Genomic DNA, 17,727 nt, shown 5'->3' on the forward strand with positions numbered 1-17,727 from the left:
CACAGAGGTGTCCGTGGCGGCCGCAGGGGCCTCCACAGGCGTGGACGGGGTCGGCGTCGGGGCGTTGCCGGCCTTCTTGCGGGGTCGTCGCGGGGCTGCGCTCACCAACTCATTTTTGCCCTATCGGGGTGAACAAGAGATGAACTCGGCTCAGCGCGCCGATGGCCGACGCACGCCAACCGGACGCGGGTCACACCCGGCGCAGATCAGGGCATGGTGGGAATGGTGACCCGGCGCAGCCTGCCCTCGGCGTCGTGCTCCAGGCGCACCCGCTGGCCCAGGCGCAGCAGCCGCAGCCCGGAGGCGTCGAACGCGGCCCGGTCGAAGGCGACCGGGGTGCCGTCGTCGAGCAGCAGCGAGCCGGTCCGGGTGTCGGGGTCGAATGTCGCGACGGTGCCCTGCATGGCGTTCACGCTACGCGGTCACGTCCTCGCAGAGCACCCCCCAGCCCCGCACCACGGCGAGATCGGCGGCGGTGTCGACGTCGCGCCGCAGCGTCGGCCACGCCCCGGCCAGGCGCAGCGCGCCGGAGCGCTCGTGCGCGCCGGCCGACCCCGGCCCGAACCGCGGGTCGAGCGCACCGCCGGGCGCGGCCACCAGCAGCACCGTGCCCACGCCCGCCGCGTCCGGCACGAACGCCCGGCGTCCGGCCGCCGCGGCCAGCGCTTCGGACAACTCCGTGGGGCGTAGCGCCGGGACATCGGCGGGCAGCGCCACCACCGGCCCGGCAGCGGCCGCCGGACGGCTGAGGTCCCCGGTGCCGACAGGGGCTCCGCCGGGTGGCGCGTCGCCCCCGGCCACCGCGGCCGCGGCCCGCCGGAGCGCGTCGTTCAGGTCCCGGCCCTCGTCGGCCAGCACGCCCGCACCGCAGGCGCGCAGCACCGCCGCCGCGCGGGAGTCCCGGGTGACCACCAGCACCCTGGCCACACCCTCGGCGGCCAAGGCGGCGGACACGGTGGCGCGGGCGAGATCCAGCACCAGATCCTCGTGCCGGGCGGCGGCCCCGCGCAGCCGGCTCTTCGCCTCGGCGAGCGGCTTCAGCGGCACCAGCACGGTGACTCCGGGTGCGTACACTCGGCCATTCTGGCAGCCCGTCCGGTCGGTCAGCGGGGCGGCGGCCTCCGGCGGCTGAGGTCGTCACCCGGGCGGACATGGCATGATGCGCTGAACATGGACGGCACGACGGCGGGTCGCGGCAGCGACGGGCCGGTCGGCCCAGCGCCCCGGTGCGTGGCGGAACGCCCGAGGCCGGACCATGATCCGTGAGGATTCACTCGCGGGCGGTGTTACAGACACCCTGACGCGGGCATGCGGACGGGTGGAGGACAGGGAGGCTTCGTTGGCGCGGCGCAGGCTGGGCTTCTGGTCGCGGTTCGCGGTGTGCTTGGTCAAGCCACCGCTGATCGCGCTGACCAAGCGGGACTGGCGTGGCTGGGAGCACATCCCGGCCGACGGCGGCGTGATCCTCGCGGTCAACCACGTGTCGCACGCCGACCCGTTCACCACCGCGCACTACGTCTACGACTCCGGCCGCTGGCCGCAGTTCCTGGGCAAGGAGAGCGTCTTCCGGATCCCGCTCGCCGGGAAGATCCTGTACTGGTGCCGCCAGATCCCGGTGCACCGGGGCACTGCCGACGCGGTCAAGGCGCTCGACGCCGCGGTGGCGGCGGTGCGGGCGGGCGGTGCGATCGTGATCTACCCCGAGGGCACCACCACCAAGGAACCCGACCTGTGGCCGATGCGGGGCAAGACCGGGGTGGCCCGACTGGCCCTGGCCACCGGCGCCCCGGTGATCCCGATCGCGACCTGGGGCCCGGAGAAGATCTTCGACCCGCGTACCAAGAAGATCCGGCTCATGCCGAAGATCCCGGTGTCGCTGTGGGCCGGACCGCCGGTCGACCTGTCGAAGTGGGCCGGCGCGGAGCCGAGCGCGACGGTGCTCAACGAGATGACGGACGCCGTCATGATCCGCCTGCGCGACCTGCTCGCCGAGATCCGCGGTGGCCAGGCCCCGCCGATCTGGAGCCCGGGTGGCGGCGACGCCGCGGCCGACCAGGCCGTGACCGCGGCCGCGGACAAGCCCGCCAGGCCGGATGCCGCCAGCAAGGACGGGGCCCGATGAGGGCGGCCGTGCTCGGCGCGGGTTCCTGGGGCAGCGCGTTCGCGAAGATCCTCGGCGACGCGGGCAACGACGTGGTGCTGTGGGCGCGCCGGCCGGAGATCGCCGCCGCCATCCGCGACACCGGCCGCAACCCGGAGTACCTGGAGAACACGCCGCTGGGCGAGCGGGTGACCGCCACCGCCTCGGCGACCGAGGCGATCAAGGGCGCCGAGCTGGTGGTGCTCGCCGTGCCGTCACAGACGCTGCGGGTCAACCTGGGCGACTGGGCGGCCGACCTGACCGAGGACTCGACCCTGGTGTCGCTGATGAAGGGCATCGAACTGGGCACCACCCAGCGGATGAGCCAGGTCATCGTCGAGGCGGCGCGGGTCGCGCCCGACCGGGTCGCCGTGGTCAGCGGCCCGAACCTGGCCGGCGAGATCGCGCTGGAGCAGCCGGCCGCGACCGTGGTCGCCTGCAGCGACATCGACCGGGCCACCCGCGTGCAGCACGCGATCACCACGCCCTACTTCCGGCCGTACACCAATGACGACGTGGTGGGGTGCGAGCTGGGCGGGGCGGTCAAGAACGTGATCGCGCTGGCGTTCGGCATCGCGCACGCCATGGGACTGGGCGACAACACCAAGGCGATGCTGATCACACGTGGGCTGGCCGAGACCGCGCGGCTGGGCGTCGCGCTCGGCGCGGACCCGCTGACCTTCTCCGGCCTGGCCGGGCTCGGCGACCTCGTGGGCACCTGCATGTCTCCGCTGTCGCGCAACCGCACCTTCGGCGAGCACCTCGGCCGGGGCAAGAGCCTCGAACAGGCCCAGGCCGCGACCCGGTACACCGCCGAGGGCGTCAAGAGCTGCCTGGCGATCCGGGATCTGGCCCGCTCGCACGGCGTCGAGATGCCGATCACCGAGCAGGTGGAGCGGGTCTGCCACGAGGGCGTCGACCCCAAGGTCGCCGTCGCGGCCCTGATGTCCCGCTCGACCAAGGCGGAGTGACCAGGGGCTACGTTCTCTGCATGACAATGCAGTACGGGGACAGCACCCGTTCCCTCCATGCAGGCATGCCCGAACCCGTCCCGGGAGCACCGATGCTGCCCGGTCCCGTGTTCGCCGCGCCCTACCACCTCGACCCCGAGGGCTACACGCCCGGCGTCGACGGGTACGGGCGGGGCGACAACCCCACCCGGCGACTGCTGGAGAGCGCGATCGGGGAGCTCGAGGGCGGCGACTGCCTCGCCTTCGCCAGCGGCCAGGCGGCGATCACCGCCCTGCTGCTGTCGGTGCTGCGCACGGGCGACACCCTGATGATCCCGTCGGACGGCTACTACAACGTCCGCTCCTTCGCCGCGTCCACGCTGGCCCGCCTCGGCGTGACCACGGTCGAGGCGCCCACCGCCGGGCCGTACCCGTCGTTCGAGGGTGTCCGGCTGGTGCTGCTGGAGACCCCGGCCAACCCGGGCCTGGACCTGGTCGACATCGCCGCGGTCGCGCGGGCCGCGCACGCCGCCGGGGCGCTGGTCGCGGTCGACAACACCACCGCCACCCCGCTCAGTCAGCGGCCCCTGGAACTCGACGCCGACGTGGTCGTCGCCTCCGGCACCAAGGCCCTCGCGGGTCACTCCGACATGCTGCTGGGCTATGCCGCGACGAACTCGGCCGAACTGCTCGACGCGATGCGGCAGTTCCGCACCCTGGCCGGTGCGGTGCCCAGCCCGTTCGAGTGCTGGCTGGCGCGGCGGTCCATGGGCACCCTCGCGCTGCGGCTGCGCCAGCAGTCCACCAACGGGGCCGCGGTGGCGGCGCTGCTGCGCGAGCACCCGCTGGTCGACGCGGTCCGCTGGGCCGGCGACAGCGACCTGGCCGCCCGCCAGATGCGCATCATCCCCGGACTGGTCTCGTTCGAGCTGCCCTCGGCCGAGCACGTGGCGGCGTTCCTGCGCGCCTCGGCCCTGGTCGCCGCGGCGACCAGCTTCGGCGGCCTGCACTCCAGCGCCGACCGCCGCCACCAGTGGGGCGACAGCGTCCCGCCCGGCTTCGTCCGCTTCTCCTGCGGCGTCGAGGACACCGAGGACCTGCTCGCCGACCTGACTCAGGCCCTGGACGTCGCCGCGAAGCTGTGACCAGGGGCCGCCGCCGGCTCAGTCCTGGTCCGGCGACGGCGGGAGGAGTACTCCCCGAACGTATTTGCTCTGCACCCAAAAGCTTGCTCTGCACCCACCCACGCAACGTTGCGCCGATGGGTGCAGAGCAAGCGAATGGGTGCAGAGCAAATACGGTGGAGGCGTATGTCGCTGGGGATCAGGCCTGGGCCGGTGTGGGGGCTGAGCCAGGCGTTGGAGCCGGGGTCACAACGGGCGGGGCGGCACCGGGCGGGGCGGCCTCGGAGACAGCCAGGGCCAGGATGTGGCGGCGGACGATCAGCAGCGGGATGATGCCGAACAGGCCGAACGAGATGTCGATCGGGATCCACCACCAGGGCAGACCGCGGATCGGGGCGGCGATCAGCGCCAGCGGGACCACCGCGACGCAGCACAGCATGCCCCAGTGGATCACCCAGAGGTTGCGGACCGGGTCGCGCAGCGGGCCGTAGAAGGCCATCGCGATGACCAGGTGGGCGAAGGCCAGCCAATCGGTGCCGTACGCCAGGAACGGGAAGTCCCGGTCGGCGGTCTCCGCGCCGGTGCGGACCGTGCCGATGAAGTCGACCAGCGCGTCGGGGGCCGGCACCCAGCTCTCCCGGAGCAGGCCGTCCACCCAGCGCAGCTCGGTGACCAGGGGGAAGGCCGTCACGCCGCTGAGCACGAGGCCGACGATGAAGAAGACGAGCCAGTACCGGATGCGCCGCAGGCGCGCCTGAGGGGTCACGCTCCGGGATGGTAGTGCCACCCTGGGGTGCCGTGCGACGTGCTCTTCACCGGATCGCCACAACGCACGGTAGGGTCAGCCGCGTGAGTGAAAGCAGCCAGCGTAAGACCCGTGTCGCCGTCGTCTTCGGCGGTCGCAGCACCGAGCACGCCATCTCCTGTGTCAGCGCGGGCAGCATCCTGGCCGCGCTCGACCCGGCCGAGTTCGAGGTCGTTCCGGTCGGCATCACGAAGGAGGGCCGCTGGGTGCTCACCTCGGGCGACCCGGCGCAGCTCGCCATCGAGGGCCGCAGCCTGCCCGAGATCACCGCCGCCTCCGGCCAGGCCATCGTGCTGCCCGCCGACCCGACCAGCCACGAGCTGGTCGTGCTGGAGCCCGCCGAGGGCGCCGCCGCGCTGGCCGGGGTCGACGTGGTCTTCCCGGCGCTGCACGGGGCGTACGGCGAGGACGGCACCATCCAGGGGCTGCTGGAGATGGCGGGCATCCCGTACGTCGGGGCCAACGTGTTCGCCTCCGCGGCCGCCATGGACAAGGAGTTCACCAAGAAGCTCGCCGCCGCCGAGGGCATCCCGGTCGGGCCGTACGCGGTGCTGCGCAACGGGCAGGAGCTCAGCGAGGCCGACAAGGAGCGGCTGGGCCTGCCGGTGTTCGTCAAGCCGTCGCGGGCCGGGTCCTCGTTCGGCATCACCAAGGTCTCCAGCTGGGACCAGCTCGACGCCGCGCTGGCCAAGGCGCGCGCGATCGACCCGAAGGTGCTCGTCGAGGCGGGCATCGTGGGCCGCGAGGTCGAGTGCGGCGTGCTGGAGAGCGAGGCCGGCGGCAGCGCCGAGGCCTCCGTGCTGGCCGAGGTGCGGGTCGTGGCCGGCGGCCACGAGTTCTACGACTTCGAGGCGAAGTATCTCGGCGAGGACTGCGAGTACGACCTGCCCGCGAACCTGCCCGCCGAGATCGCGGCCGAGGTCCAGGAGCTGGCCGTGCGCACGTTCACCGCGCTGGACTGCGCGGGCCTGGCCCGGGTCGACTTCTTCGTCACCGACGACCTGAAGGTCTACCTCAACGAGATCAACACCATGCCGGGCTTCACCTCGACCAGCATGTTCCCCCGGATGTGGGCGGCCAGCGGCCTCGACTACCCGAAGCTGGTGTCCCGCCTGATCCGCACCGCCCAGCGGCGCGGCACCGGCCTGCACTAGACAGGTCAGGCGCGGGTGCCGCAGCCCGGCGGGATGCGCTCGGCGTGGGGCACGGTGGCGACCAGCGTCTTGGAGAAGTTGATGACCCACTGGCCGGGCGTGTCGTACGCCGCCGGGACGGTGACGCGCACGGGCACCTCGCGGTCGACCGTGGTCCACGCGCCGTCGCCCTTGTGCCAGCAGACGCCGTCCAGGGTGTACACGTCGTCGGTGGGCGGGTAGGTCGGGGACGGGCCGCCGCAGGCGAGTGTCAGGGCCGGTTCGCCGTACGCCGCGTTCTGCTCGTGGCCGGCGGTGACCGCGCGGCGCGGCAGCTCGCGGACCTGCTCGGGCAGTTGTGACAGCAGCGCCCGGCACACCGTGGCCTGCCGCTCGTTCAGCGCGGGGGCGTCCATCGTCACCGGCGTGGTGGGCATCACCTGCGGGCCGGCGGCGACGCTGGGCTCCGGGGCGGGCTCGGCCGGCGGCCGCATGGCCTGGAAGAAGCCGAACCCCGCGAGCAGTGCGATCGGCAGCGCGACCACGGTGGCGATCGTCTTGGCGGACCGTCGGCCCGACCGTGCCGTCTGGTCGTTACTCATAGGTGGATGATGGGGCACGTCAGGGTGCGGGTGATGTTGGGTATCAACTGGATCTGTGACAGCACCAGTTTGCCCAGTTCGTCGACGGTGTGCGCCTCGACCATGGCGATCACGTCGTACGGGCCGGTCACCGCGTCCACCCGGGTGACACCCTGGATTTCGCCGATGGCCGCGGAGACGTCGACGGACTTGCCGACCGACGTCTGAATCAGGATGTAAGCGTGGACCACGGACGACTCCTTCACACGTGCCGCCTGTGAAAGTACCTCAATGAGGGTGCACAGGCTGCGGCAGGAGGCGCAAGGGTGAGGAAGGAAGCCACATGAGCAGGCGCGACGAGGAAACAGCATGAGCGAGCTTCGCGAGCGAATCATGGTGACACGGGCTCATGCCGCCGACGAGCGTAGCGAGGAGAAGGCATGAGTATTGCGCGGACGGGGGAGTTCGGGCTGATCGAACGGGTGGTGGCGCGGTTGGGCACCGGGCCGGCCACCATCATCGGGCCGGGCGACGACGCGGCACTGGTCATCGCCTCCGACGGGCGGGTCGTCGCCTCCACGGACGTGCTCGTCGAGGGGCGGCACTTCCGGCGGGACTGGGCCGAGGCCGAGGACATCGGCCGGCGGGCGGCGGCGGCGAACCTCGCCGACATCGCCGCCATGGGCGCGACCGCGACGGCGCTGCTGGTGGGCCTGTGCATCCCGCCGGACCTGGACGTGGCCTGGGCCGAGCAGCTGTCCGACGGGCTGGCCACCGAGGCCGCGCTGGTCGGCGCGAGCGTGGTCGGCGGGGACATGACCGCCAGCCCCACGCTGACCATCGCGGTGACCGCGCTCGGCGACCTGCACGGGCTGGCGCCGGTGCTGCGGTCGGGCGCGCAGGTCGGTGACGTGGTGGCGCTGGCGGGGCGGGTGGGTTTCGCGGCGGCCGGCTACACGGTGCTGTCGCGCGGCTTCCGCACCCCGAAGATCCTGGTCGAGGCGTACCGGCGGCCGGTGGTGCCGTACGCGCTGGGGCCGGCCGCGGGGCGGGCCGGGGCGACCTCGATGATCGACGTGTCGGACGGGCTCATCGCCGATCTCGGGCACATCGCGCACGCCAGCAAGGTGGGCGTCAACCTGCACCGCAGCGCGTTCAAGGTGCCGGAGCAGATGCGTGACGCGGCGCTCGCGCTGGGCGTGGACCCGTACCAGTGGCTGCTGGCCGGTGGCGACGATCACGCGCTGGCCGCGACGTTCCCGGTGGACGTGCCGCTGCCGGAGGGCTGGCACGTGATCGGCGAGGTGATCGAGGGCAGCACGGTGACGCTCGACAACCGCCCGTGGTACGGCCCGAAGGGGTGGGACCACTTCCGGGCATAGCGGGCATGCGCAGTATCCTCGGCGCCGTGACCGAGATTGAGATCAAGCCGACGCGCTACGGCGGGTCGGTCGCCCGAAAGCTGATCGCCGAACTCATGGCTGACCTGGCCGAACGTTACGGCGATTCCGACGCGACCCCGATCGAGGCCGTCGAGTTCGACCCGCCGGACGGCGGCTTCTTCGTGGCATACCTCGACGGCTCGCCGGTCGGCTGCGGCGGCTGGCGCAGCTGGGCGGGCTCCGAGGAGATCGCCGAGATCAAGCGTGTCTACACCTCGGCCACGGTGCGCGGCAAGGGCGTGGGCAGGGCGATCATGGCGGCGCTGGAGTCCGACGCACGGGCGCACGGCCGCGTCCGCGCGATCCTCGAGACGGGCACCGCCCAGCCCGAAGCGATCGCCCTGTACCACGCCATCGGCTACCAGCTGATCGACAACTTCGGCCACTACCGCGACGAGCCCGGCTGCCGCTCCTTCGGCCGCACTCTCTGACCCCCCACCCCGCCCCCTTCCCGGGTCGCAACTCTTAAACACTCGCGCCTTCACCCCGCTCGTGAAGGCGCAAGTTTTTAAGAGTCGCGCCAAGTTGGGGCGGGGTATGGGACGGCAAAAGGCCGCCGAGTGGAACTCGGCGGCCTTTTGGGAAGTCTCGCGTCAGGCGCGGGTGACCTTGCCGGCCTTCAGGCACGAGGTGCAGGCCTGGACCTTGCGGGAATTGCCGCCACCAGCGGGGGTACGCACCGTCTGGATGTTCGGGTTCCAGCGGCGGTTGGTCTTCTTCTTCGACCAGGGCACGTTGTGACCGAAGCCCGGTCCCTTGCCACAGACGTCGCACACGGCAGCCACGGAAATCTCCTGAGTTCGTCTTGATCAACCAACCCGACCAAGCGTCACTGTGCCGGGAACTTTGCCAGGGTACCTGACTCGCACGGCACGTGCCCAATCGGGGCGGAGCCGCACGACGGCATCTGGCGCGTACGACGGCTGGCAACACTCTACCGGCCGCCACGCCGAGCGCGAGAACCGGGTGCGGCACCGATAGGCTTGCGCGCGTGCTGGAGGTCCTGGACATCGCGGCGGTGCGGCGCTGGAGCTCGCTGGCCGTGGCCGGTTTGAGTCGGCACGAGCAGGCGCTGAACCAGCTGAACGTGTATCCGGTGCCCGACGGCGACACCGGCACCAACCTGCTGCTGACGCTGTCCGCGGCGGAGCAGGCGCTGGCCGGCTCGCTGACCGACGCGCCGTCGGCGGGGGTGGTGCTGCGCACCATGGCCCGCGGCGCGCTGCTGGGCGCGCGCGGCAACTCCGGCGTCATCAGCGCGCAGTGGCTGGCCGGCCTGGCCGACTCCGTGGACGGCGACGGGCTGGCGGCGGCGCTCGACGCGGCGGCCAAGTCGGCGTACGCCGCGGTGGCGCACCCCGTCGAGGGCACCATCCTCTCCGTGGCCAGGGCTGCCGCCGAGGCCGCTGATCAGGGCTCCGACGAGCCGGCCGCCGCGCGCGCGGCGGTGCTGGGGGCGCGGGAGGCGCTGGCGCGCACACCGGAGCAGCTGCCGGTGCTGGCCGCGGCCGGGGTGGTGGACGCCGGCGGGCAGGGCCTGGTGCTGCTGCTGGAGGCGCTGCTGGAGGCGCTGACCGGTGAGCACGACGAGAGCGAGGTCGACGGCGCCGCGGCGCGTGACCCCGAACACGGGCATGACCACGATCACGCCGGGCACGGCCACGGGGCGGGGCGGGCGGCGCTGACCTACCGCGGGCCCGCGTACGAGGTGCAGTTCCTGATCGACACGGGGGCCGCGGAGATCGCCGAGCTGCGGCGCGCGCTGGACCGGCTGGGCGACTCGCTGGTCATCGTCGGCGGTGCGCCGACCTGGCGGGTCCACGTGCACGTGGACGACGCGGGCGCGGCGCTGGAGGCGGGGCTCGCGGCCGGACGGCCGTACCAGATCCAGATCACCCACCTGACCAGCGCGACCGCCGAGGGCGCGCCGCGGCGGCCCGATCCGACGGCCCGCGCGGTGGTCGTCACCGCGGCCGGAGACGGCATCGAGGAGCTGCTCATCGCCGAGGGCGCGGTGGCCATCGGCGGCAACCCGTCCACCGCGGAGGTGCTGGACGCGATCCTCGCCACCGGCGCGGGCCGGGTGGCGGTGCTGCCCACCGACTCCAACCTGCGCGCGGTGTGCCAGGCCGCGGCCGAGGAGGCGTTCGGCGAGGGCGTGAAGGTGCGGGTGGTGCCCACCCGCTCGCCGGTGCAGGCCCTGGCCGCGCTGGCGGTGCGCGACCACGCCCGCCGGTTCGAGGACGACGTGATCGCGATGGCCGAGGCGGCCGGCGCGTGCCGCTCGGCGGAGGTCACCACGGCCAGCCGGGAGGCGCTGACGGTGGCCGGTCGCTGCCGCCCGGGAGATGTCATCGCGCTGATCGAGGGCGAGGTCAACCTGATCGGGGACGACCTGGTGACGGTGTGCTGCGGGCTGCTGGACCGCATGCTGGCCAGCGGCGGCGAGCTGGTGACCCTGCTCACCGGCGCGCAGGCCCCGGAGGGGCTGGTCGAGGCGCTGACCGCGCACGTGGCGACCCGCTGGCCGTTCGTCGAGGTGCATGCGTACCCCGGTGGCCAGCCGCACTACCCGCTGCTGGTGGGGGTCGAATGAGCGGGCGGCATGTCAGGGGGCCGCGGGAGGATCAGGTATGACCTCCGCGGACGTGGACACCGACCTGTCGAAACTGGTCGGGGAGAAGACCGCCAAGGCCCTGAAGACACACCTCGACCTGTACACGGCCGGTGACCTGCTGTTCTACGTGCCCCGGCGGTACGACCAGCGGGGCGAGCACACCGACATGCGCACGCTGGAGATCGGCGAAGAGGTCACCGTGCTGGCCCAGGTGCTGCGCACCACCACCCGGCCGATGCGGCAGCGGCGCGGCAGCATGCTGGAGGTCGTCGTCGGCGACGGCGCGGGCGGCCAGCTGGTGCTGACGTACTTCCAGCAGGCCTGGCGCGAGCGCGACCTGCGCCCCGGGCGCTGGGGCCTGTTCGCGGGCAAGGTCAGCGACTTCCGCGGCCGCCGCCAGCTCAACAGCCCGGAGTACGTGCTGCTCGACCAGGGCGCCGCCGACGGCGAGGTGGCCGCCGAGGTGGAGGAGTTCGCCGGGGCGCTGATCCCGGTGTATCCGGCCGCCGCCGCCGTGCCGACCTGGGTGATCGCCCGCTGCGTGCGGGTGGTGCTGGACACGATCACCATGCCGCCGGACGCCATGCCGTCCCGGATCCGCGCGGAGCGCAAGCTGCTCGACCTGGACACGGCGCTGCGCGAGATCCACCGCCCGTCGTCCAAGGAGATGCTGTACATCGCCAAGCGCCGGCTCGCCTGGGACGAGGCGTTCGCGGTGCAGCTGACCCTGGTGCGGCGCAAGCGGGAGGCGGCGGCGTGGCCCGCCAGGCCCCGGCCGCGCCGCGACGACGGCCTGCTGGCCGGATTCGACGGCACGCTGCCGTTCACGCTCACCGACGGCCAGCTCGCGGTCGGCGAGGAGATCGCCGCCGACCTGGCCGTGGCGCACCCCATGCACCGGCTGCTGCAGGGCGAGGTCGGCGCGGGCAAGACGCTGGTCGCGCTGCGGGCCATGCTGCAGGTCGTCGACGCGGGCGGGCAGGCCGCGCTGCTGGCCCCGACCGAGGTGCTGGCGACCCAGCACCACCGGGGCATCACCCGGATGCTCGGCCCGGCCGGGCGCGCCGACGAGCTGGACGGCGACCCGAACGGCACCCAGGTCGCGCTGGTCACCGGCTCGCAGGGGGCGGCCGCTCGGCGCAAGGTGCTCGCCAAGGTCGCCGACGGCAGCGCCGGGCTGGTCATCGGCACCCACGCGCTGCTGTACGAGGGAGTCGACTTCCGGGACCTGGGACTGGTCGTCGTCGACGAGCAGCACCGCTTCGGCGTGGAACAGCGCGACGCGCTGCGGGCCAAGGCCGAGCAGCCGCCGCACGTGCTGGTGATGACCGCGACCCCGATCCCGCGCACTGTCGCCATGACCGTCTACGGCGACCTGGAGGTGTCCACGCTGTCGCAGCTGCCCGGCGGGCGCTCGCCGATCGCCTCGCACGTGGTGCCGGTCGCGGAGAAGCCGGCGTTCCTGGAACGGGCCTGGCGGCGCGTGGTCGAGGAGGTCCAGCAGGGCCATCAGGCGTACGTCGTCTGCCCGCGCATCGGTGACAGCGCCACCGACGACGACACCCCGCCGCCCGACGACGCCGTCGAGGACGAGCGCCGCCCGCCGGTGGCTGTGCTGGACGTCGCCCCGCTGCTGGCCGAGGGCCCGCTGCGCGGCCTGCGGATCGGGGTGCTGCACGGCAAGCTGCCCGCCGACGAGAAGGACGCGATCATGCGCGCGTTCTCGGCCGGGCAGCTCGACGTGCTGGTCGCCACGACCGTGATCGAGGTCGGGGTGGACGTGCCCAACGCCACCGCGATGGTCATCCTCGACGCCGACCGGTTCGGCGTCTCGCAGCTGCACCAGCTGCGCGGCCGGGTCGGCCGGGGTAGCGCGCCGGGCCTGTGCCTGCTGGTCACCGAGGCTGTGGCGGGCACTCCGGCGCGCGAGCGGCTGGACGCGGTCGCCTCCACGCTCGACGGTTTCCGGCTCGCCGAACTCGACCTGGAGCAGCGCCGCGAGGGCGACGTGCTGGGCGCGGCCCAGTCCGGGCGCCGCTCGCACCTGCGCCTGCTGTCCCTGCTGCGCGACCGCGACCTGATCGGCGAGGCCCGAGCCGAGGCCGAGGCCCTGCTGGCCGACGACCCGGACCTGTCCGCACATCCGCTGCTGGCCGACCAGATCGCCCGCCTCGTCGACACCGACCGCGCCGAGTTCCTCCAGAAGGGCTGACGCCCGCCCAGGCGAGGCCGCTCCCGGCGCTCCGCGAACGCCCGAGGCGCCGGGCCACCGCGCTCCTTGATCGTCCGACTTGCCGGGCACCTGTGCGAATCATGGGCGGCCGTTCGACCGTCTGCCTGGCAAGTCGGACGATCAAGGGAGGTACGCAGAACGGGGCGGGTCCGTCAGGACCCGCCCCGTTCTCATGTGCCTATTGCTGTCAGACCTCGGTCATGTTCAGCCGGCGACGTCGCGCCAGCATGAACACCGCGAAGCCGACGGCGACCAGCAGCAGACCGGAGATCACGAAGATCGTGACGTTGGTACCGGTCTTCGGCAGGGTCGGCGGGGCCGACGGGGAGGGGGACGGCGACGGAGCGTTGCACTTCTCCGGCTTCTGCCAGGTCTCCGTCTTGAGCTTCACGCCGTTGACGGTGATGTCGACGCTCAGGGTGTCACCGGTGGCGGTGAACTCCTTGGTCGCCTTCTCGGTCGGCTGGAGGGTGAACTTGACCGCGTCGCCGTTGCTCGGGTCGAGCACGATCTCCGCGGGCGAGCCGTCCTCCGGGTTCACGATGTTGAAGGTGAGGCCGGTGCAGGTGCTGACGACCTCGCCCTCGACGGTCTCGCAGCCCCTCGGCGTGGCCCACGACACGGTGTCCCACTTCTTGCCGTCGATGGTCACCTCGACGGACAGGCTGCTCTCCTCGCCGAGCGGGAAGTCGACCGTCTCGACCGTGCCGGGGGCCAGGGTCTTGGTGACCGCGTCGCCCTTGGTCGGGGTCAGCACGATCGTGGTCTGCTTGCCGTTGGCCGGGTTGTCCAGCGTGATCTTAAGGTTGAGGCAGGTGCTGTCGACCTTGACGCCGATCGGGTGGCAGTCGGCCGAGTCGGCCCACGAGTAGGTCCGGTCCGGCATGCCGGCGGCGGTCACCTTGATGCCGGTGGCCGACTCCTTCGGGACCTCGACGGTGGTGGACTTGCCGGGCTCCACCGAGACGGTCTTGCTGAAGCCGTTCGCGCCGGTGATGGTGAACTCGGCGTTCTTGGTCGCGGCGGCGTCGTTGGTCAGGTTGACCGTCACGACGTCACACGTCGAGGCAAAGAGCGCCTCGGGCTTGGCGACCTTCTTGACACAGGCCTCGGAGAACTCCAGGACCTCGGTCGCGTAGACCTCTTTCTTGTTCCAGTCGGTGGCCGACTCGAGCTTCACCTTGAGGCGCGCCCCGCTGGCGTTGCCGGGCACGACCTGGGTGGCTTCCCGGGTCTTGCCCGCGCCGATCGGGTCCTTGTCCTTGAGGCCGACGATGTCGGACTCGTTGGCCAGCTTCTGCCAGGTGGTGCCGTAGCGGACCGCGGTGGTGTCACCGCCGGTGGTGATGACGAACGCCGTGGTGTCCACGAGCGACTGGTTCGTCACCGCCCACTTGACGTTCCACTTGCCGGTCACGTTGTCGCAGGACGCGCTGCCGGTCACGGAGATGCCGAGCGCGCAGTCACTGAGCTTGAGGTCCGTGCTGACGGTGCGGCTCTCGGTCACGTCGTCGCGGGTGCCGGGCTGCTTTTCCCAGAGCACCTCGACGTAGAGCGAGACCTTCTTGACGTCCAGCCCGACCTTCTGGACGGCGGTCAGGGAGCCCTTGTTCTTCTTCGGCAGGGTCTTGCCGACGGCGAGCGTGCCGCCGGTCAGGCTGCCGGTCGGGGACGGCGTGATCTTGGTGATCTTGCCCTCCCACTGGGTCTCGCTGTTCTCGATGGTCCAGTTGATGGTCCAGCCGTCGGTCGCGCAGATGGCGACGGGCTCGAGCTCGGGGTGGTGCGCCTGCGCCGGGCTGCCCAGGGCCACCGCGCCCATGAGGCCGAGCGCCACGCTGCCGGTCACTGCGAGCAGGCGGCGGAAGATGGGACGTTTCACACGTGCTCCAGATAGGGGTGTTTGGGACAGGAGATGAAGCTGTGAAGCGACCGCCTGACCCTAGTGAAGCCCGCGTTGGCGTACTAAGTCGTCGTCCAGCCAAAACGTGAAAAGATGCTGAATCGTTATCGACTTTGAGTGACAGCGGTGATCACCGTGGCGCTACGCAATCGCCCAGCTCAGATCCCGTCACCGTGGGCGTGGCCCGATCGGTCGCCCGCGATGCCGTAGCGTCGAGATCGTGACCAGGATTGTGGCCGGCCGGTACGGCGGGCGCCGGCTCCATGCCCCCACCGGCCGCGACACCCGGCCCACCTCCGACCGGGTGCGCGAGGCGCTGTTCTCGGCCCTGGAGGCCATGACGGACCTGTCCGGCGCGCGGGTGCTGGACCTGTTCGCCGGCTCGGGCGCGGTGGGCCTGGAGGCGCTGTCCCGCGGGGCGGCGCATGTGCTGCTGGTGGAGTCCGACGCCAAGGCCGTCCGGGTGATCCGGGAGAACATCGCCGCGCTCGGCGCGGGCGCCGCGGCCCGGGTGGCCGCCGCCAAGGCGACGACGGTGCTGGCCGGTGGGCCGGCCGACGGGGCCTACGACATCGTCTTCGCGGATCCGCCGTACGCGCTGGGTGAGGAGGACCTCACCGCGGTGCTGGCCGGGCTCGCCGGCCACGGCTGGCTCGCCGACGACGCGGTGCTGGTCGTGGAGCGCTCCAGCCGGTCCCCGGAACCCGCCTGGGTGCAGGGTGTCACTGGTGAACGCGGCCGCCGTTACGGGGAGACCGCCCTTTGGTACGGTCGCGCCGTTGCGCAGAGTGGCGGAGCGGTCTTACCGGAAGGGTGAGCAGCTAGTGAGGCGTGCGGTCTGTCCCGGGTCTTTCGACCCGGTCACCCGGGGGCATCTGGACATCATCGATCGCTCAGCGCGGCTGTTCGACGAGGTGATCGTCGCGGTGCTGGTGAACCAGAGCAAGCAGGGCCTGTTCTCCGTCGAGGAGCGCATCGAGATCCTGCGCGAGGTCACCAAGAACCTGCCCAACGTGCGGATCGAGTCGTTCCGGGGACTGCTGGTCGACTACTGCCGGGACAACGACGCCCAGGTCGTGGTCAAGGGCATCCGCGCGGTCAGCGACTTCGACTACGAGCTGCAGATGGCGCAGATGAACATCGGCCTGTCCGGGGTGGAGACCCTGTTCATGCCGACCAACCCGCTGTACTCGTTCGTGGCCTCCAGCCTCGTCAAGGAGATCGCCAAGTGGGGCGGCGAGGTCTCCTCCTTCGTTCCCGAGCTGGTCGAACGGCGTCTGCTGGAGAAGTTCCGGGACGTCGGAACCGCCTGAACCGCAGGTCCGTCGCGGCGACGCGCCGCAGGGGTCCCCGGTCTGCCGTGAGGGTGGACGGGGGACGCATCATGGTGTGGACAACAACGCTGGACAAGGAGTGACCGTCGGTGGACCCACTCGACCGTATTGACGACATCATCGCCCTGGTGGAAGCCGCGCGATCGGTGCCGATGTCGCGTAACTGCATGGTCGACCGCGGTGAGCTGATCGGCGCGCTGGACCAGCTCCGGGCAGAGTTGCCCGGCGAGCTGCGGCGCTCCGCCGCCCTGCTGGAGGAGCGGGACAAGATCCTCGACTCCGGTCGGCGCGAGGCGGACCGCATCATCCACGAGGGTGAGCAGGAACACGCCCGGCTCGTCTCGGTGAACGAGATCACGGTCTCGGCCGAGCACGAGGGCTCGCGCATCGTCGGCGAGGCCCGTGCCGAGGCGCAGCGCCTGCGCGAGGAGGTCGACGAGTACGTCGACACCGCGCTGGGCAACTTCGAGCAGTTCCTGACGCGCGCCCTGGCCTCCATCGAGCGTGGCCGGGACAAGATGCACGCGCTGCGGGAGATCGGCTCGTTCGTCCCCGGCGACGACGACCGCCCGCTGCCGTTCTGACCGGAGCCCGTCGGGGCGGCCGCTCGGTGTCATCCGTGGCGCGGCGAAGGATGACACCGATCAAGGCCGCGTAGCGGGCTCCGCATGCCGGAGTCGGTTCGACGCGGGCCTGCCGCTTCAGGTAATCTTCTACGTCGGCCTGCGATAACGGCCTCCATCTACCTGCTCAGTGAAAGCTCATGCCTGCACACTCGACGAAACACCTCGACCCGCGCGCTCCGCTCGTCCTCGACACTCGGGACCTGCCGCGAGGCGCGGGGTCGATGCGTACCATCCAGCGGGTGGTGCCGGCGCCGGCGGAGCTGGGTCTCCAGCTGATCGGCGTGCCCGAGGGTGCGGACCTGACGCTCGACCTGCGGCTGGAATCGGTGTCGGAGGGCGTGCTCGTCTCCGGGACCGTCTCCGGCGAGGTGACCGGCGAATGCGGCCGGTGCCTCGCCGACATCGGCGAGTCGCTGACCGTGAACATCCAGGAGCTCTTCGCGTACGCGGACAGCGCCACGGACGAGACCACGGACGAGCACGAGGTGGGCCGGCTCCAGGACGACATGATCGACCTTGAGCCGGCGCTGCGGGACGCGGTGGTGCTGGAGCTGCCGGTCAATCCGCTGTGCCGAGAGGACTGCCCAGGGTTGTGCCCCGATTGCGGGGTGCGCTGGGACGACCTGCCCGAGGGTCACACCCACGAGCAGCTCGACCCGCGCTGGGCGAAGTTGAGCAAGCTGACCGGCTCTTCAGGGCCGGACGAGCCGGCTGAGCCGGCGCCCTAGATCGGCTGTTTGCCCGCCGCGTTCACCGCGGCGGGTGCCGAGACCCGGGTACGACGGCTGCGGCCGTACCGAGATAATGGTCGGCGACCGCCGACTACTACTGAGGAGTAA

At 71.9% G+C, this 17,727-nt stretch carries 19 protein-coding genes; 12 read left to right on the forward strand and 7 right to left on the reverse strand.

All coding sequences use genetic code 11. From position 1 onward, the window contains the following. Positions 1-206: 206 nt before the first annotated feature. Together HAV39_RS35315 and HAV39_RS35320 are read right to left on the reverse strand one after the other, a co-directional pair. Positions 207-404, reverse strand: a complete 198-nt coding sequence (locus HAV39_RS35315) for a cold-shock protein (RefSeq protein WP_191843515.1) — start codon at positions 402-404, stop codon at positions 207-209. A gap of 10 nt (positions 405-414) precedes the next feature. Then, positions 415-1,074, reverse strand: a complete 660-nt coding sequence (locus HAV39_RS35320) for a CofC family guanylyltransferase (protein ID WP_191843516.1) — start codon at positions 1,072-1,074, stop codon at positions 415-417. Between the two features lie 265 nt (positions 1,075-1,339). Between HAV39_RS35320 and HAV39_RS35325 the strand changes: the two genes are divergently transcribed. From HAV39_RS35325 to HAV39_RS35335, 3 genes are read left to right on the forward strand one after another with little or no spacing between them, the layout of a single operon-like run. Further along, positions 1,340-2,122: a lysophospholipid acyltransferase family protein gene (locus tag HAV39_RS35325; protein ID WP_191843517.1), complete on the forward strand. Its 783-nt coding sequence runs from the start codon at positions 1,340-1,342 to the stop codon at positions 2,120-2,122. Further along, a complete protein-coding gene (locus HAV39_RS35330; protein ID WP_191843518.1) occupies positions 2,119-3,111 on the forward strand; it encodes an NAD(P)H-dependent glycerol-3-phosphate dehydrogenase in 993 nt (330 codons plus the stop codon). Before HAV39_RS35325 ends, HAV39_RS35330 begins: the two co-directional genes overlap by 4 nt. A gap of 20 nt (positions 3,112-3,131) precedes the next feature. Continuing rightward, on the forward strand, positions 3,132-4,235 hold the full coding sequence (locus HAV39_RS35335) for a cystathionine gamma-lyase (RefSeq protein WP_191843519.1): 1,104 nt from the start codon (positions 3,132-3,134) through the stop codon (positions 4,233-4,235). Positions 4,236-4,413: 178 nt separating this feature from the next. Here HAV39_RS35335 and HAV39_RS35340 read toward each other — a convergent pair whose 3' ends face one another. Beyond that, complete coding sequence (locus HAV39_RS35340) at positions 4,414-4,980, reverse strand: hypothetical protein (RefSeq protein ID WP_203736550.1); 567 nt, start codon at positions 4,978-4,980, stop codon at positions 4,414-4,416. 83 nt (positions 4,981-5,063) lie between these two features. Here HAV39_RS35340 and HAV39_RS35345 point away from each other — a divergent pair, with 83 nt between their 5' ends. Beyond that, complete coding sequence (locus HAV39_RS35345) at positions 5,064-6,173, forward strand: D-alanine--D-alanine ligase family protein (protein WP_239120843.1); 1,110 nt, start codon at positions 5,064-5,066, stop codon at positions 6,171-6,173. Positions 6,174-6,178: 5 nt separating this feature from the next. On the opposite strand, the gene HAV39_RS35350 is transcribed toward HAV39_RS35345, so the two are convergent. Continuing rightward, entirely contained in the window at positions 6,179-6,754 is a 576-nt protein-coding gene (locus tag HAV39_RS35350) for a DUF3515 family protein (protein WP_191843521.1), read from the reverse strand. Beyond that, complete coding sequence (locus HAV39_RS35355; protein WP_120321724.1) at positions 6,751-6,984, reverse strand: Lrp/AsnC family transcriptional regulator; 234 nt, start codon at positions 6,982-6,984, stop codon at positions 6,751-6,753. The genes HAV39_RS35350 and HAV39_RS35355 overlap by 4 nt, the downstream gene beginning before the upstream one ends. Before the next feature lie 189 nt (positions 6,985-7,173). Here HAV39_RS35355 and HAV39_RS35360 point away from each other — a divergent pair, with 189 nt between their 5' ends. Next, positions 7,174-8,115 carry a thiamine-phosphate kinase gene (locus HAV39_RS35360; RefSeq protein WP_191843522.1) on the forward strand — a complete coding sequence of 314 codons (942 nt, stop codon included), beginning with the start codon at positions 7,174-7,176 and terminating at the stop codon, positions 8,113-8,115. Positions 8,116-8,141: 26 nt separating this feature from the next. Continuing rightward, on the forward strand, positions 8,142-8,606 hold the full coding sequence (locus HAV39_RS35365) for a GNAT family N-acetyltransferase (protein ID WP_120318478.1): 465 nt from the start codon (positions 8,142-8,144) through the stop codon (positions 8,604-8,606). A gap of 162 nt (positions 8,607-8,768) precedes the next feature. On the opposite strand, the gene rpmB is transcribed toward HAV39_RS35365, so the two are convergent. After that, positions 8,769-8,960 (reverse strand): 50S ribosomal protein L28, encoded by a 192-nt coding sequence (rpmB, locus tag HAV39_RS35370; RefSeq protein WP_120318479.1) that lies wholly within the window; start codon positions 8,958-8,960, stop codon positions 8,769-8,771. Positions 8,961-9,166: 206 nt separating this feature from the next. Here rpmB and HAV39_RS35375 point away from each other — a divergent pair, with 206 nt between their 5' ends. Both HAV39_RS35375 and recG read left to right on the forward strand, forming a co-directional pair. Continuing rightward, positions 9,167-10,771 carry a DAK2 domain-containing protein gene (locus HAV39_RS35375; protein ID WP_191843523.1) on the forward strand — a complete coding sequence of 535 codons (1,605 nt, stop codon included), beginning with the start codon at positions 9,167-9,169 and terminating at the stop codon, positions 10,769-10,771. Positions 10,772-10,808: 37 nt separating this feature from the next. After that, positions 10,809-13,004, forward strand: a complete 2,196-nt coding sequence (gene recG, locus HAV39_RS35380) for an ATP-dependent DNA helicase RecG (protein ID WP_191843524.1) — start codon at positions 10,809-10,811, stop codon at positions 13,002-13,004. 208 nt (positions 13,005-13,212) lie between these two features. Here recG and HAV39_RS35385 read toward each other — a convergent pair whose 3' ends face one another. After that, positions 13,213-14,907, reverse strand: a complete 1,695-nt coding sequence (locus HAV39_RS35385) for an LPXTG cell wall anchor domain-containing protein (protein ID WP_191843525.1) — start codon at positions 14,905-14,907, stop codon at positions 13,213-13,215. 241 nt (positions 14,908-15,148) lie between these two features. Here HAV39_RS35385 and rsmD point away from each other — a divergent pair, with 241 nt between their 5' ends. The 4 genes from rsmD to HAV39_RS35405 all read left to right on the forward strand — a co-directional run bounded on the left by rsmD (position 15,149) and on the right by HAV39_RS35405 (position 17,616). After that, positions 15,149-15,745, forward strand: a complete 597-nt coding sequence (gene rsmD / locus HAV39_RS35390) for a 16S rRNA (guanine(966)-N(2))-methyltransferase RsmD (protein ID WP_191843526.1) — start codon at positions 15,149-15,151, stop codon at positions 15,743-15,745. A 7-nt stretch (positions 15,746-15,752) separates the two neighbouring features. After that, on the forward strand, positions 15,753-16,241 hold the full coding sequence (gene coaD, locus HAV39_RS35395; RefSeq protein ID WP_120318483.1) for a pantetheine-phosphate adenylyltransferase: 489 nt from the start codon (positions 15,753-15,755) through the stop codon (positions 16,239-16,241). Positions 16,242-16,351: 110 nt separating this feature from the next. Continuing rightward, positions 16,352-16,846, forward strand: coding sequence for an ATP synthase subunit B family protein (locus tag HAV39_RS35400; protein ID WP_120318484.1), 495 nt, complete (start codon positions 16,352-16,354; stop codon positions 16,844-16,846). 179 nt (positions 16,847-17,025) lie between these two features. Then, entirely contained in the window at positions 17,026-17,616 is a 591-nt protein-coding gene (locus tag HAV39_RS35405) for a YceD family protein (RefSeq protein WP_191843527.1), read from the forward strand. The last annotated feature ends 111 nt before the right edge of the window (positions 17,617-17,727 follow it).

It is taken from the genome of Catellatospora chokoriensis (genome assembly GCF_011297315.1).
GTDB lineage: Bacteria > Actinomycetota > Actinomycetes > Mycobacteriales > Micromonosporaceae > Catellatospora > Catellatospora citrea.